The 15373-nt window shown below is 64.3% G+C and carries 12 protein-coding genes; 7 read left to right on the top strand and 5 right to left on the bottom strand.

Features of this window, described 5'->3' with window-relative positions; genetic code table 11:
• Nucleotides 1–26: 26 nt before the first annotated feature.
• The 3 genes from KR767_RS20335 to KR767_RS20325 all read left to right on the top strand — a co-directional run bounded on the left by KR767_RS20335 (nt 27) and on the right by KR767_RS20325 (nt 1728).
• Nucleotides 27–473, top strand: a complete 447-nt coding sequence (locus KR767_RS20335) for a MerC domain-containing protein (RefSeq protein WP_166946948.1) — start codon at nt 27–29, stop codon at nt 471–473.
• Nucleotides 474–510: 37 nt separating this feature from the next.
• Nucleotides 511–1491 carry a cation diffusion facilitator family transporter gene (locus tag KR767_RS20330; RefSeq protein WP_250877586.1) on the top strand — a complete coding sequence of 327 codons (981 nt, stop codon included), beginning with the start codon at nt 511–513 and terminating at the stop codon, nt 1489–1491.
• Nucleotides 1492–1569: 78 nt separating this feature from the next.
• The gene (locus tag KR767_RS20325; RefSeq protein ID WP_166946946.1) at nt 1570–1728 is read left to right on the top strand and encodes a 30S ribosomal protein THX; all 159 of its coding nucleotides are present in this window, start codon (nt 1570–1572) and stop codon (nt 1726–1728) included.
• Nucleotides 1729–2367: 639 nt separating this feature from the next.
• Here KR767_RS20325 and KR767_RS20320 read toward each other — a convergent pair.
• The gene (locus KR767_RS20320; protein ID WP_250877585.1) at nt 2368–2658 is read right to left on the bottom strand and encodes a hypothetical protein; all 291 of its coding nucleotides are present in this window, start codon (nt 2656–2658) and stop codon (nt 2368–2370) included.
• Nucleotides 2655–2945, bottom strand: coding sequence for a hypothetical protein (locus tag KR767_RS20315; RefSeq protein WP_250877584.1), 291 nt, complete (start codon nt 2943–2945; stop codon nt 2655–2657). The genes KR767_RS20320 and KR767_RS20315 overlap by 4 nt, the downstream gene beginning before the upstream one ends.
• A 1799-nt stretch (nt 2946–4744) precedes the next feature.
• Here KR767_RS20315 and KR767_RS20310 point away from each other — a divergent pair.
• From KR767_RS20310 to KR767_RS20295, 4 genes are all read left to right on the top strand, one after another.
• Nucleotides 4745–6643 carry a M13 family metallopeptidase gene (locus KR767_RS20310; RefSeq protein WP_250877583.1) on the top strand — a complete coding sequence of 633 codons (1899 nt, stop codon included), beginning with the start codon at nt 4745–4747 and terminating at the stop codon, nt 6641–6643.
• Between the two features lie 213 nt (nt 6644–6856).
• Nucleotides 6857–8626: a hypothetical protein gene (locus KR767_RS20305; protein WP_250877582.1), complete on the top strand. Its 1770-nt coding sequence runs from the start codon at nt 6857–6859 to the stop codon at nt 8624–8626.
• The gene (locus KR767_RS20300; RefSeq protein ID WP_250877581.1) at nt 8623–9906 is read left to right on the top strand and encodes a hypothetical protein; all 1284 of its coding nucleotides are present in this window, start codon (nt 8623–8625) and stop codon (nt 9904–9906) included. Before KR767_RS20305 ends, KR767_RS20300 begins: the two co-directional genes overlap by 4 nt.
• 38 nt (nt 9907–9944) lie before the next feature.
• Nucleotides 9945–10838, top strand: a complete 894-nt coding sequence (locus KR767_RS20295) for a hypothetical protein (protein ID WP_250877580.1) — start codon at nt 9945–9947, stop codon at nt 10836–10838.
• A gap of 206 nt (nt 10839–11044) precedes the next feature.
• On the opposite strand, the gene hutI is transcribed toward KR767_RS20295, so the two are convergent.
• The 3 genes from hutI to KR767_RS20280 are packed head-to-tail and all read right to left on the bottom strand — an operon-like array spanning nt 11045 to nt 15224.
• Nucleotides 11045–12274, bottom strand: coding sequence for an imidazolonepropionase (gene hutI, locus KR767_RS20290; protein ID WP_250877579.1), 1230 nt, complete (start codon nt 12272–12274; stop codon nt 11045–11047).
• On the bottom strand, nt 12271–13656 hold the full coding sequence (locus tag KR767_RS20285; protein WP_250877578.1) for a chloride channel protein: 1386 nt from the start codon (nt 13654–13656) through the stop codon (nt 12271–12273). The genes hutI and KR767_RS20285 overlap by 4 nt, the downstream gene beginning before the upstream one ends.
• On the bottom strand, nt 13653–15224 hold the full coding sequence (locus KR767_RS20280; protein ID WP_166948627.1) for a bifunctional GNAT family N-acetyltransferase/carbon-nitrogen hydrolase family protein: 1572 nt from the start codon (nt 15222–15224) through the stop codon (nt 13653–13655). The genes KR767_RS20285 and KR767_RS20280 overlap by 4 nt, the downstream gene beginning before the upstream one ends.
• Nucleotides 15225–15373 lie beyond the last annotated feature (149 nt).

Raw genomic sequence — 15373 nt, 5'->3', positions numbered from 1 at the left:
GTGCAACTAGTCACGCTATGCATGTCATGAGCCAGTCCCCTGTCGATCCCGAAGTCCCTCGCCGCTGGTGGCACGCCGCCGACAGGCTGGGCGCCACGGCGTCCTTTCTCTGCGCCATCCACTGTGCCGTGCTGCCGTTCGTGATCGCGCTGCTGCCGGTGCTGGGGCTGTCGTTCCTGGCAGACCACCGCTTCGAGGCGGGTTTCGTCGCCTTTGCCAGCGTGCTGGCCTCCATGGCGCTCATTTCCGGGTATCGCCGCCACCGTCGCCGCCTGCCGTTGTTGCTGGCTACGCCGGGCCTGGTGCTGCTTCTGCTGGGCGTCACCTTCCTGCATGGCAACACGCCGCTGCTGCACAGCGTGCTGGTCACCTGCGGCGGCCTGCTTGTCGCTTCGGCGCATTTCGTGAACCTGCGCGTCGACCGCAGCGGTCACGCCGGACACATCCACGGGCCGTCCTGCGTCCACCCGTGATTGTGTAACCGGCGGCTGATTGCCTAGCCTTCCACCCATGGCACACCACCACGACCACTCGCACGCCGGCCACTCGCACGGCGCGCACGATCACGGGCAGGGTCATGACCACGATCATGACCACCTCGCCGGCACCAGCGAACGCAAGCTGCTCATCGCCTTCGTCCTCACCACGCTGATGCTGGTGGTGGAGGCGGCCGGCGGCTTCGTTTCCGGTTCGCTGGCGTTGCTTGCCGACGCAGGCCATATGCTGGTCGATGCCCTGGCCCTGCTGCTGGCATTTCTCGGCGCGCGTTTTGCCGCGCGACCGGCGGATTCGCGGCGTACCTATGGCTACGGCCGCATCGAGGTGCTGGCGGGCTTCGTCAATTCACTCACGCAGTTCGGCCTGGTGGCCTTCATCGTTTTCGAGGCCGTGCAGCGCCTGTTTGCACCGCAGCCGATCCTGTCGGGAGTGATGTTCATCGTCGCCCTGATCGGCCTGCTGGCCAATGTCTTTGTGCTTCGCCTGCTGCACGGGCACGACCCGGAAGACGTGAACGTGGCCGGTGCCAGCCTGCATGTGCTGGGCGACCTGCTGGGTTCGGTTGCCGCCGTGCTGGCCGCCCTGGCGGTGCGCTGGATGGGCTGGCTCTGGGCCGACCCGGTGCTGTCGATCCTGGTATCGCTGCTGATCCTGCGCAGCGCATGGTCGCTGGTGCGGCGTTCAGGCCATATCCTGCTCGAAGGCACGCCCGAGGGTCTCAATCTCGCGGAGATCGAGCGCGAACTGGCCCAGGCCGATCCGGGCATCACCAGCATCCACCATGTGCATGTCTGGCAGGTCACGGCGGGCTCGCGCATGGCGACTTTGCACGCCGAACTGCGCCCCGACGCTGATCCGGCCCGCGTGCTGAGGGCCCTGAAGACCATGCTCAGCGAACGCTGGCGCGTGGGCCACGCCACCATCCAGTTCGACCCGGGTCATTGCCCTGACGAGCTGGAGGGCTGCGGCAAGGGCGGTTCCCACGTTCATTGAACGGGTCTTGCGCTTTACGTGGCCGCTGATACGATGACCGGCCGTTTCCTCCATCATTACGCATCAAGGAGTTTCCCCATGGGCAAGGGCGATCGTCGCACCCGTCGCGGCAAGATCTACCGTTCCAGCTATGGCAACGCCCGTCCGCACGTCGACGTCGTGACCGGCGCCGCTGTGGCCAAGCCGGCTTCGGCCAAGGCTGCCACCAAGAAGGCTGCCCCGCGCAAGAAGGCCTGAGGCCTCCTTCGCGTGAGACGAAAAGCCCCGCGCAAGCGGGGCTTTTTGTTTGCGCAACTCCTGTAGGAGCGCGCCTGCGCGCGACCATTTGAAACGGTGCGCTCCGTAGCAAAACCAAGCGGCCTACCGCAGGGGTGGGAGTCGCTCGCATCGACGATGCGTGTGCTCCGTAGAAACGTCGGCCTTTGTGGGTTTCCGCTCCGTAGCAAGGGCTCGCCTATCGGCCTCGCGCTCGGCGCGTGAGCGTGGCGGCGCACGAGGCGACGGGTGCGGCCCTTGGCGCTCCGGCCTGCGGTGTCCCTCGGGAAAGGAGGAGCCGCTGCGCGGCTCAGTGTTTTGATGGCTTGCGCCCCTTCGGGCACGGTGAGCGCGCGGGGTTTCTCGACTCGGCCTCCGTGCCTCGGCGAGAAAGACGGGTCATCCTGACCCGTCCCCTTCGGGCCTTATCCGCCCGCTCCCCTCACCTCCATCAAGTCGCGCCAAGGGCCGCCCCCGCCGCCTCTACCGATCTCACGGTGATCTTGTAGGAGCGCGCCTGCGCGCGACCGATTGTCGCGAAAACCATCATCGTTTCGATGCATCCGGTCGCGCGCAAGGCGCGCTCCTACAGGGATACGGTGTCGTCGGGTGCATCGCTTCCTACCGCGACATCCCCCAAAGCCAGACCGCCCCCAACGACGCGCCCACTAACCCCGCACTCGCCGCTTCAAACACCATCCCCGGCCATACCTCCCGCGGCAGCAAACACCCGTGCGCCGCCATATCCCCCACGGCGAACGCCCCGGCAATAAACGCCACAAACGACAACACCGAAAACATCCGCGCCCCCGTCGCCAGCGAACACGGCCGGCCATAACTGCTCAGGTAGACAAGCAGGTTCACCACCAGCAACACCAGCGCGACACCCACTTCCCACAGCCCCACGATCATTTCGCCCCTCCCAGCGCGCGCACCTCATCCCACATACGCCGCACGTTCGCCTGCTTAGTGCATTGCAGGCCCATGCGATACAGCACGTTGACGCCGGACATCGCCCGCGCCACACAGCGTTGATTCGGCAACTCGGTTTCCGCCATGTATTCGGTCAGCACCGACTGCATCGCCTCGGCATACGCCTGCCACGCGGTCGCGTCATTCATCAACGTATCCATGCTGGCCTCAGTATTCAGGCCAAAGCTCCCCTCGCCGAGGACGCCATCGTCTTTCGGATCACTCATCTCGTTGGTTTTCCCTAAAGCGCCGCCTTCCGAGCGGGGCACGCCAAGGGCCGTGCCCCTCATCGACTCGGGCGACGAGATCTCACGAGTCCCGCGTTTTGTCCGGTTTTCTCACAGGCAGGACGCTACGCGCCGGGTAGGACGGCAGAGCCAGAAACGGTGAGAAATCAGGACGAAGGCGGGCGTTAGCCGCGTCCTGACGAGCCTTTAGGACGTCCCTGGACCGTCCGGGACAGACGGTGGGTGTGAGAATGCCTTAAGATTTGGCACAGCCATATCAACTCCTAACTCAGTTGGTTTGGTCAGCGGCTCAAGGGTGTTGCAAGCGCCCTTGGGTCGCGTCTTTCTCGATACGTCGAGCGATGGTTGTCTGCCGAGCCATCAACGAACGAGCAGACAACGCACACACCGTACCAAATTGCGCACGCGTTTGGGTATGGAAATATTCTCAAAAATCGCCCCCGTCGTTCCTGCGCACGCAGGAACCCAGCGCCTCGGTTTGCCAGCAAACACGATGGCGTTGCATCGGCTTTGGCGCCAATCGTTTCGATATCCATCCAGCGACACACAATCCCTGTAGGAGCGCGCCTTGCGCGCAACCGGATGCATCGAAACGATGAAGATGTTCGCGATAACCGGTCGCGCGCAGGCGCGCTCCTACACGACAGTAGTTACGCCAGGTTAGTCGTGAGGTGGCACCGGTCGCATCGGCGATCCATCTTGCGACACCGCATCTCTGTAGGAGCGTGCTTGCGCGCGACCGGATGCATCGAAACGATGAAGATATTCGCGATAACCGGTCGCGCGCAGGCGCGCTCCTACACGACAGTAGTTACGCCAGGTTAGTCGTGAGGTGGCGCCGGTCACATCGGCGATCCATCGTGCGACACCGCATCTCTGTAGGAGCGTGCTTGCGCGCGACCGGTGGAATCGAAACGATGATGGTGTTCGCGACAACCGGTCGCGCGCAGGCGCGCTCCTACACGACAGTAGTTACGCCAGGTTAGTCGTGAGGTGGCGCTGGTCGCATCGGCGATCCGTCTTGCGACACCGCATCTCTGTAGGAGCGTGCTTGCGCGCGACCGGTGGAATCGAAACGATGATGGTGTTCGCGACAATCGGTCGCGCGCAGGCGCGCTCCTACAACAAGCTGCCGCGACGTGTGGAGAGGCGGCGGGGGCGGCCCTTGGCGCGACTTGATGGAGGTGAGGGGAGTGGGCGGAAAAGGCCCGAAGGGGGCCGGCCAGGAAGGCCGGCCTTTCCTGCCGAGACAGGATGTCGAGTCAGGAAACCCCGCCCGCTCCCCGGGCCCGAAGGGGCGTAAGCCATAAGACACTGAGCCGCGCAGCGGCTCCTCCTTTCCCGAGGGACACCGCAGGCCGGAGCGACAAGGGCCGCCCCCGCTGCCTCCAGGCGACCACGCCACAGGCGCCGAGCGCGAGGCCGATAGGCGAGCCCTTGCTACGGAGCGGAAACCCACAAAGGCCGACGTTTCTACGGAGCACACGCATCGCCGATGCGAGCGGCTCCCACCCCTGCGGTAGGCAGCTTGGTTTTGCTACGGAGCGCACCGTTTCAAATGGTCGCGCGCAGGCGCGCTCCTACAGAAAGCGGGGTGAGGTGGCGTCGGGTCCTGCAGGCGAGCAGAATCGGCCATTCATGCATTGGGGAGATGCAGAATGATCCGTTCTGGATGCCTATGGTTAGGTGTGTTGATGTCGGGGATGGCGTACGGCGTTCAGGCGCAGTCCGTCGCAATGCGGCCAGTGATCGGCGACTTTGGATTCGATACGACCGGCATGGATCGGTCTGTGCGGCCGGGCAACGATTTTTATGTCTACGCCAGCGGCGGCTGGACCCGAAGCACATCGATACCGGCATCCAAGGCCAACTATGGCCAGTTCGCCCGACTGGCCGACATCAACACCGAGCGCGTCGGCGACATCTTGACCGAAGCGGCGAAAGACCCTTCCAGCCGCATCGGAGCTGCTTACACCAGCTATCTCGATGAAAAGCGTGTGGAGGCGCTCGGGCTTTCGCCTTTGCGGCCCTGGCTGGATCGCATCGACACGATGGGTGACAGGGCAGCTTATCGTGCGCTTTTGCCGGATGCGGCGGCACTGGGTATCATCGTGCCCATCCGGATCGAGGTGGGGCCTGACGATGCGCATCCGGACACCTATATTCCGATCGTGTCGCAGTCCGGTCTGGGCATGCCCGATCGCAGCTATTACCTGTCCGCCGATGCGCCCATGCCTGAGGTGCGCAACGCATATGTGGTGTGGCTGACCCATGCATTGCAAGCGACGGGGCAGCACGATGCCGCCCGACGCGCCCGTGCCGTGCTGGCGTTCGAGACGGAGATCGCCAAGGTCAGCTGGACACCCTTGCAGAATCGCGATGCCACGAAGACCTACAACCGGACCACGCTTGATGCGCTGGCAAGACAGACCTCCGGTCTTGGCATCAAGGCATGGTTCGTCGGACACGAACCCGCCGGGGATGCCGTGGTGGCGATGCAGCCCGACGCCATTGCGGCGATTGCCGTCATCATCGCGAAGACACCCATGGATGTGTTGAAGGATGCCCTGCGTGCGCAGAGCCTGCATGCCTTCGCGCCCTTTCTTCCCGATAGCGTGGGCGATGCGGATTTTGCGTTCTACGGCAGGGTGCTCGATGGCAGCGAAGCCCGCGAGCCGCGCAAGGCGCGCGCTGCGGATTTCGTCGTGGACGCCGTGCCTGACGATGTAAGCCGTATCTATGTCGCCCGATGGTTCACGCCGGAGACGAAGGCAGCGGCCCTGGCGATGGTGAAAAACATCATCGCTGCGATGAACAGGCGTCTTGATGCGGTGAGCTGGATGTCGGCCGCCACGAAGGCCCGGGCCCATGCCAAGCTGGCCGCGTTCACGCCACGCATCGGCTATCCCGATCGCTGGCACGACTACACGGGGCTGACCATGCGTGCCGACGACCTGCTGGGCAATGCGATACGTGCGCGTCGCTGGCGGCACGACTGGGACATGGATCGCATCGGCAAGTCGCTCTACCGCTGGGAATGGTCGGCCACGCCCATGACGGTGGATGCGTTCGCCAACTATCCGACGATCGGCATCACGTTTCCGGCGGCGATCCTGCAACCGCCGTTCTTTGATCCCCATGCCGATGCGGCGATCAACTACGGCGGCATCGGTGCCGTGATCGGCCATGAGATGAGCCATCAGTTCGACGACCAGGGTGCGAAGTATGACGAGAAGGGGCGGCTGGCCACGTGGTGGACGCAAGCCGACCTTGATGCCTTTCATGCCAGTACCGATGCGCTCGCGAAGCAATTCTCGGCATACGAGCCACTGCCCGGCATGCATATCGACGGCAAGCTCACGCTCGGCGAGAACATCGCCGATCTCGCCGGCTTGACCGTCGCCTATGATGCCTACAAGGCATCGCCCGAAAGCAAGACGGCGAAGATGATCGACGGCTTCACGCCGGACCAGCGCTTCTTCCTCGGTTGGGCACAACTATGGCGCCTGAGTTATCGCGACGCGGACCTCCGGCGTCGCTTGTTGACCAATGGGCATGCCCCGGCGATACAGCGCGTGTGGACGGTGCGGAATCTCGATCCCTGGTATGGCGCCTATGGCGTGACCCCTGGACAGGCGTTGTACCTGGAACCCTCGGCACGAGTGCGTATCTGGTAGGTGGGTGCCTCCAGGTATCGTTCGGCGTCGCGGCTTGACGCTCACGAGGTTATTGGCAATGTTTGGCTGTCGGCTCGTACCGGCTCATGCATGGCTCAAGGACACAGCGTGGAACGATGAAAGGACTGAATCATTGGGTGGTGTGGCTGGCGAGTTTGCTCGCCTTGTTCCTGGGCTGGTGGCTGGCGGGGGTGTTCAATTCCGCACGATGTCGTGGAGGCGTTCCTCGCCCTCGCGCTTTTCGTGCTGGACGATCGCGAGGATGCGTTGGAGAAGGGCCTGATACCGTCGGCGGCCACGCTGGGCGACATCTGGACTTTATGCGCCCAGGCCGGCGGCCTGCGCAAGGCACAGATGAAACGTCTGGCCGACAAGCCCTTTATCGGCGTCGTCACAAGGGATCGCATCGAGCGACTGCTGGCGATGCCAAGTCGCGATCTCGATGTCCTGATGTCGCGAACGGCCGAGCCGCTGCGGTTCCTCGCCGACCTGCGGGCACGGGAAGCGATCTCCGCCAGCGACATCGACCTCACCGCCTGGGCGTCGGGGGCAGGAAGCCTTTACGTGGGCTGGCCGGACGACCGCGATCATGGCGGTACGTGGCTGGTGTCTTACATCCTCGAACGCGCCCTTGTCGCCTTGGCGGCACGTCAGGCGCCAGCCACGGCGCTGTGCGTACTCGACGGACCCGACACGATCGGTTCGCTGCCGTCCTACGAGCGCTCGCTGTACGAGGCGAAGATGCGGGGCGTCCGCGTGCTGCAACGTACGAGCGGCGGCAGGGAGTGGGTTCGCCATTACGGTGAGGCGGGAGGCCAGCGCGCGCTCGGTGCCTTTGATCTTCGCGTGTTCGCCGGCGGTGTCGCGTCCGGTGGCGCCTCGGACCCCGACGACCTGTTCGTGTTCCCTGCCGGCGAAGGCACCCGCTTCGATCATCGCCGCTGGCCCGCCCTGGCGGGTCACATCGCCACCCAGGGAAGCGAGACCCTGGTCGCACTCCAGCGCGGTATCGAGTTCGCGCTGCGTTGCGACACGCTACGCTACGACAAGGACCCGCTTCTCGCCGCGCGCCGATTGCCGCCCGTCCCGACGATGCCGTCGCCTGGAGACCATGCCATGCCAAGCAAGACCCTGAAGACCGTGGGCGCGACTGCCGCGCTGGCGCTTGCCGCCAGCGCCACGACGTATGCCGGCCAGCCTGTGGCGAACAGCGGGCCGAGCGTCGCCATGCATGACGATGCGCCCGCGCATTCGGGCAGTCATGCATCCGATGCATACGACGACAAGCCTGTCGAGGCGACGTTGGGATCCAGGGTGTTCGCCTTTCCCAGAAATATGTATGCGCGACAGCAGGGCCCTGACTTCCAGGGCTCGGTGTCACTCATGTTGAGGTGGCCCGACCTGAAGGCCTATCCGCCAGGGGCGATTGCCGATCCGGCATGGAACGAGGCCTATCTCGACGATGCCGTCGCGATTCAGCCGCTGGTTGTCGAGGGGCGTACGCCGCAAGACATGCTCGACAAGTCGATCCAGCCCAATGCCTGGGACGACGCCGCGGATCCTTCGCTTCACTTGCGCACCCGAAAGGAAGGAGAGCCTCGCTTCGGTCTCACGCCGTATTACATCGATCGTGCTGCGCTCCGCGCCTATCTCGAACATAGGGGCGCGCCGGTCGAGGAAAGCGACCTGAACAGCCTTGGCAAGGATTGGTACGTAGCCAAGGACGCTGACGGGCACGTGACGACCTTCATCCAATGCAGTCCGCGGGAGCTGAAGGGCGCTGCCCTGGTGGGGCATCACATGGAGTCGCTGCCCGTAGGCGTCGATAGAGGCATGTGCAAGCACGTATTCGTGATGCCTGAATACGGACTCTGGATCACCACGACCTACCTGCGGGCCTACCTGCAAGACTGGAAGAAAATCCAGGATCGGGTAACCCGGATATTCCATGACGGACTCCGTCACGAAGGAGGCAAGGGATGAGCGGCTTGAACGAAAAGGACATGACGATACTCGGGTCCTACGCCAAGGACGGTAACCGTGAGCGTTATTGGAATTACCTCGCCCAGCATCCTGGCAACGATGGATACGGTCTTCTTGCCCTGGGTGTCGTCCGTAACGACAACATGCCGGGTGCGGTCGCCAACGCCTATGCCCAGTCATATGCGCAATCGCACAACGGTGTGAAACTCGACGAACGTGCATGGGAAGGGTTTGGACGAGACCTGGTCCGTGACGATTTCAGTCGAAGGGTCGCGCAGTTCAACGCCGGGCATCCGGACAAGGCGCTCAATCTTCCCGCCAGCGACATCCAGGAGTGCCACCGTGCGACGTTCCAGAGCCGGCATATCGGTGCCGATGCCTGGACGCCGAACATCCTGCTCGACGCGGCACGAAAGAAGGGTGGCGATGGCGAGATGGAGAAAGTCTGGCATTCGATGCTCGACAACAGCCACTATGGCGCCGACCGGATGGCGAGCACGACGCGAAATATCGCGCATGACTATCGGGAGCAGATTCCTAATCCAGGTGTCTACTACGCGTCCCTGACGGCGGCCGCCGTCACGGCCACGAAGAGCGGGCGCTATACGGATGTCGATCACATCGATCAAGGCATCATGCATTACGAGTTCAATCGGCGAGACAAGAGCTGGAGTGTTTCCGCCGATTCGGACGTCGCGGAGTTCGGCTTCAGGAGCCCATCGTTCCGCGTCGACGACCCTAAGAAAATCGACGAATTGAACGACGCGCGCGCCGTTCGCCTCGAACGGCAGGCGGCGTCGGAAAAAATCCATCCCGAGGATCCTCATCGCTCGATCGCCCCGAGTCCGTTCACGATCTCCGACGCAGGCAAGCCCGCATCGGCCGAGACGCAGCTCGCGAGCGGTCGCTCCATCGACCCGGGGCTTTATGACGACCTCAAGAAACGATTGCCTGAAGGGACGTCGGAGGATCGAGTGGCGCAGGTTACACTCGCCGCGAAACAGGCGGACATCCGTGCAGGCGAGGTGGCCGGCCTGTCGATCCAGGACGACAAGACATTGCAGATCCACGGCACCCGTCCCGGGGATCGCGCCCAGGTCGATCTGTCGACGCCTCCACCGACCGTCGGTCAGACCGTTCAGATGGCGGAGGCTCACGCGCAGCAGCAGGCCGGCTCTATGGGGCAGTTCCAGGCGCAGCAGGCACAGGTCGAGGCGCAGGCACAGCAGCAAGCCCAGGCCCAACAAGGGGCGTCCATGGGTGGTCCTCGCTTGGGTTGAGCACCCGGCGCAAGCGTCGGCCACCTGGAGACCATGCCATGCCAAGTCAAATCCTGAGGGTCGTGGTGCTGGCGCTCGTCGCCAGTGCCACGATCGCCTGTTCACCACCGGCGCCATCGTGGCAGATGAGCGAAGCTCAACTCGCCGAGCAGGCGAAGAAAGACGGCTTGACGATCGAGCAGGAGCGGGAGCTACGTCGCATAACGGGGCGACCGGACCCGGGCTATCACTTCGAGGGATACAGCGATAAACGGGTCGAGGCCACGCTGGGGCCGCATGTGTTCGGCTTTCCGATGAACCTGTACACCCATCAGACGGGGCCCGATTTCCAGGGAAGCGTCAGCCTCACGCTTCGATGGCCGACCTTGCAGCCTTTCGCGCCCGGGGCGAAGTACGATGCCGCGTACAGCACGGCCTATATGGACGAAAGCGTTCGTTTTCAGCCTACCTTCGTCGACAAGGTTTCCATCGAGTCGATACCGGGCCGGTACATCCAGCCTTCTCCGAACGATCACGACAGTCCGATCACGCATATCGCACTGCGCTTGCAAGGTGAGGACACGTACGGTTTGACTCCCTATTACGCCGATATACCGGCGATTGCCCGTTACCTCGGCGAGGAGGGGAGACCCGTCGATCGGGAACACGCGATCGCCGCCGGAGACGATTGGTTCCTGGCGCGCGACGGTGAGGGACGCATCACGACTCTCATTCGATGCGATAGCCGGGAAATCAAGGGCGCCTCGCTCAAAGACGGCCGCCTGGAAGATCTTCCGCCGGGGGAATCACGTGGCATCTGTCACCATCAGATAGCCATTCCCTCGCTGAGCCTGGCGGTCGACATCACGTATATGAGGGCATATCTTCTGGACTGGAAGAAGATCGAGAGTCGCGTGCGCGAAGTGTTTCTGGACGGCGCATCGCATGAGTGATTTTAAGGATCGCCAAGGCAAGGTTCTCCCGAGGATCGATCCAGGCCCGCGTCGTCAGGTCGAGCAGGGCGAATATGGCGGCAAGGAAGAGGCCGCAGGTCGTTCGAGGTGTAAACCATGTCCTGGCACACCTGTCAGCCATGTCTCCGGTCTATCCACGTTCGCAGGAACGACGGTGGGTGGCATTGCCTACCTGCCATCTATCGTTAAGGCAAGCGCTCCCCATGCACCCAGCTCTGCCGTAGCAGTCCGCCACCGATCCAATAGCAAAGTTCCGGCAAGTGACGAACGCCCCAAACGGCAACGTCCGCACGCTGTCCGACGGCGAGCGTGCCGCGGTCGTCGAGGCCGAGGGCGCGGGCCGCGTGTTGCGTGGCGCCGCGCAGGGCTTCTTCGGGCGTAAGACGGAACAGCGTGCAGGCCATGCTCATCGCCAGGCGCAGCGAGAGCAGCGGCGATGTGCCGGGATTGAGGTCGGTGGCGACCGCCATCGCGACACCATGGCGACGGAAGGCATCGATGGGTGGTGGACGCGTGTCGCGCAGCGCGTAGTACGCGCCGGGCAGCAGCACGGCGACGGTGCCGGCGTCGGCCATGGCGCGCACGTCGTCTTCGTTGGTCCATTCCAGATGGTCGGCGGAAAGACCCTTGTAGCGGGCCACGAGTCCGCTGCCACCGAGGTCGGAGAGCTGTTCCGCGTGTAGCTTCACTGGAAGGCCCAAGGCGGTCGCCTTGGCGAAGAGTCGTTCGGTCTCCGAAGGGGTGAAGCCGATGCCTTCGCAGAAGGCGTCGACCGCGTCCACGAGGCCTTCGTCCGCGAGGGCGGGCAGCATGGTGTCGCAGACTAGCGCGACGTAGTCGTCGCGGCGGTCGGCGTATTCCGGCGGCAGGGCGTGCATGCCGAGGAAGGTGGTGCGTACGTCGATGCCCAGTTCCTGGCCGATACGACGCGCGACGCGCAGCATGCGCCGCTCTGCGTCGGGCTCCAGGCCGTAGCCGGATTTGATTTCCAGCGTCGTCACGCCATCGGCGAGCAGGGCGCGGGCGCGCGGCAGCGATTGCGCGAGCAGTTCATCCTCGTCGGCGGCGCGGGTAGCGCGCACGCTGGAGACGATGCCGCCGCCTTTGCGGGCGATTTCTTCGTAGCTGGCGCCTTCCAGGCGCAGTTCGAATTCCTGTGCGCGATCGCCGCCGAAGACGAGATGGGTGTGGCAATCGACGAGTCCTGGCGTGACCCAGTGACCGGGGAGGGATTCGACGCGATGCGACAGTGTTCCAGGTTCGCCCGGTAATTCCTCACGAGGGCCGGCGAAGACGATGCGTCCGTCCTTCCAGCCGATGGCACCCTGTTCGATGGCACCGTAGGGCTGGCCGTTGTCGGTGAGCGTGGCGAGGCCGACATCGAGCAGGAGGTGGTCCCAGCGGGTGTCGGTCATGCGTTCTCTCCTTCGTTTGCCGGGGTTTCGCGACGCCGGCGTTCTTCTTCATACTGCGCGATCAGGTTCTCGGCCAGCGCCTTGTACACCGGTACGCGGCAGACGAGCGCGGATACGGCGCGCGCCAGCAGGCAGGCTGCCATGATCGGCAGCGCCATCTGCCGGTTGGCGGTGAGTTCGAGCGAGATGACGGCGGCGGTCAGCGGTGCCTGCGTCACGCCGGAAAGATACGCCGCCATGCCGAGCAGCACGACGGCGGACGTGTCGGCGCCGGGAAGTAGGTTGGCGATGTTGTCTCCCAGGCCCGCACCCACGGCGAGTGCGGGAGAGAAGATGCCGCCCGGAATACCCGCCCACGACGAGGCGATGTTGCCGAGGAACTTGAGCACGCCGAAGATGGGGCCGGTATCGCCGTGGCCTTGCAGGATGTCGCGTGCCTGCGCATAGCCCGTGCCATACAGGCCGTTTGCGCTCAGCAGGCTGAGCAGTACCAGAGCGAGGCCGCAGGCGGCGGCGAACACGACGGGCTGGCGTGCGCGCAGGCGACCGACGATGCCGCGCAGGCCGTTGGCGGATGGCACGATGAGCCGGGCGAACAAGCCGCCGGCCAGACCGCCGACGATGCCGGTAAGCAGTACGGCGATCCAGGCCTTGCCGAAGGGCAGGCTGGCGGTAATGTCGCCGAAGTAGGCGTAGTTGCCGACGATGCCGAGCGAGACGACGCCGGCCACGATCACGGCCGTAAGCAGTGTGCCGCTCATGCGATGCTCGAAGGCGCCGGACATCTCCTCGATGGCGAACACCACGCCGGCCAGTGGCGTGTTGAATGCTGCGGCCAGGCCTGCGGCGGAACCGGCGAGGATGAAGCGTCCGGCCGCGGTGGGATCGGCGAAGCCGAAGCGTCGTCCCATCGTATAGAGCAGGCCGGCGCCGACATGCACGGTGGGGCCCTCGCGGCCGACCGATGCGCCGCCGAGCAGGGCGGCAAGGGTGAGCGCCATCTTGCCTAGCGCCACCTTCAGCGAAAGCAGGCGCGAGCGGAAGCCTTCGTCTTCGATCTTCAGTGCGGCGATGGCCTGCGGAATGCCCGAGCCACGCGTGGCCTTGAGTGCGCCCTGGGTCAGCCAGGAGAGCAGGGCAAACATTGCCGGTGTGATGAGCAGCGGCACCCACCAGCCGTGCGAGGCCACGCGATGGAACAGTTCAAAAGCGTAGTCGGCGGCCTTGGCGAAGAACACGGCAGCGAGACCGACGACCACTGCGCCTGTCCAGAACAGGATGCGTCGCCGCCACTGGGTGGGTGACAGCCATTCATGCTGGCCGAGGTCTTTCAGGCGCTGAAGGCGCGAGGCACGCGTGCCTTCGATGGGTTGTTCGCTCATTTGCCCTCCGGTGCCCGGGCCCAGCGCACCTCGTAGAGGTCGTAGCGACGGTCTTTCAGGTTTTGCACGGCGCCGGAATTGCGGGCGCGGGCGAGGTTTTCCAGGCGCAGGTCGGCAAACAGCACGGTTTCGATGTTCGGGGTGGAGTCGGCGGCGATGCCGTCACGCGCGAACGGGAAATCGCTGGGCGTGAGGATGCAGCTCTGGCCGTACTGGATGTCGAAGTTGTTCACGCCGGGCAGGTTGCCGACGTTGCCCGAGAGCACGACGTAGCACTGGTTTTCGATGGCACGGGCCTGCGAGCAATAGCGCACGCGCAGGTAGCCCTCGCGCACGTCGGTGCAGAAGGGCACGAACAGGATCAGCGCCCCCTGGTCGGTGAGATGGCGGGCCACTTCGGGAAACTCCGAGTCGTAGCAGATCATCACGCCGATGGGGCCGCAATCGGTCTGGATGGTGGCCGCTGCATCGCCGCCGGTGATGTTCCACACGTTGCGTTCGCTGGGCGTGGGGTGAAGCTTCTCGCGCTCATGGATGGAGCCGTCGCGCAGGCACACGTAGCAGACGTTGTGGATGTCGCCGTTGGGCTGCCGGGTGGGGTGCGAGCCGCCGATGATGTTGATGTTGTAGTGCACGGCGAGGCGGTGGAACAGCGCCTTGACCTCGTCGGTGTATTCGGAGAGGCGACGGATCGATTCCACCGGCGACAGCTCTGCATTTTCGATGGAAAGCAGCTGCAGGGTGATCAGCTCGGGGAAGGCGACGAAGTCGGCGTCGTAGTCGGCGGCGATATCGACGAAGTATTCCACGTGTGAGGCGAATTCCTCGAACGAGGAAATGCGCCGCTGCTGGTACTGCACCGAGGCCACGCGCACCGAATCGGGCAGGCGATGGCTCTGCGAGACCTTGGGTGTGTCGGGGTGGTTGAGCAGTTGCGGATTGCGCCAGATCAGGTGGGCCGCATAGCCCAGCGACTCATGGTCGGACGGCACGTACTCGCGCAGCAGGCCGATCACCTCGAAGCCGTTGCGCAGCTGGAAACTCAGCGTGGGATCGCGACGGGTGCCATCGACCACGGCCTGCACATAGGCTTCGGCGCTGCCATAACGGGCTACGGCACGGGCAAGTCCCGGCATGCGGCCGCCGAAGACGATGCCGCGCAGCTTCAGATCGGTGCACAACCGTTTGCGCGCGTGATAAAGACGCTGGCCGATGCGCATGCCCCGGTATTCCGGGTGGACCACGACCTCCATGCCGTACAGCCAGTCGCCCTTGGGGTCGTGACGCGAGGCGAAGCCGCCGCCGGTGATCTGCATCCACGTGTGCGGAGCGAGCGCCACGGATTCGTTGATGCGGAAGGTGGCGCAGAATCCCACGATGGTGCCTTCGTACTCGACGACGAACTGGCCTTCGGGGAAATGGGTCTGCTGGCTGTGCAGCATCTCGGCGGAATGACCCCACTCGGCCGTATAGACACGGGCGGTGAGGGCGACGAGGGCCGGCACGTCCGAAGGACGCGCCAGTCGAAGCGTGAGCTTCGGGGTCTGGGCGGCGGTTTTCTCGGTCATGCGGCCAATTATGCTCCCCTTTCCCTTGTAGGAGCGCGCCTTGCGCGCGACCGGGGTACTCCACAGTTCATCGTTTTGCCGATACCGGTCGCGCGCAAGGCGCGCTCCTACAATGCGTTAGCATTCACCGCATCCCCATGATGGATATC

The sequence above is a fragment of the Luteibacter anthropi genome (genome assembly GCF_023699965.1).
Lineage (GTDB): Bacteria > Pseudomonadota > Gammaproteobacteria > Xanthomonadales > Rhodanobacteraceae > Luteibacter > Luteibacter anthropi.
This window is presented reverse-complemented; position numbering and strand designations above follow the sequence as displayed.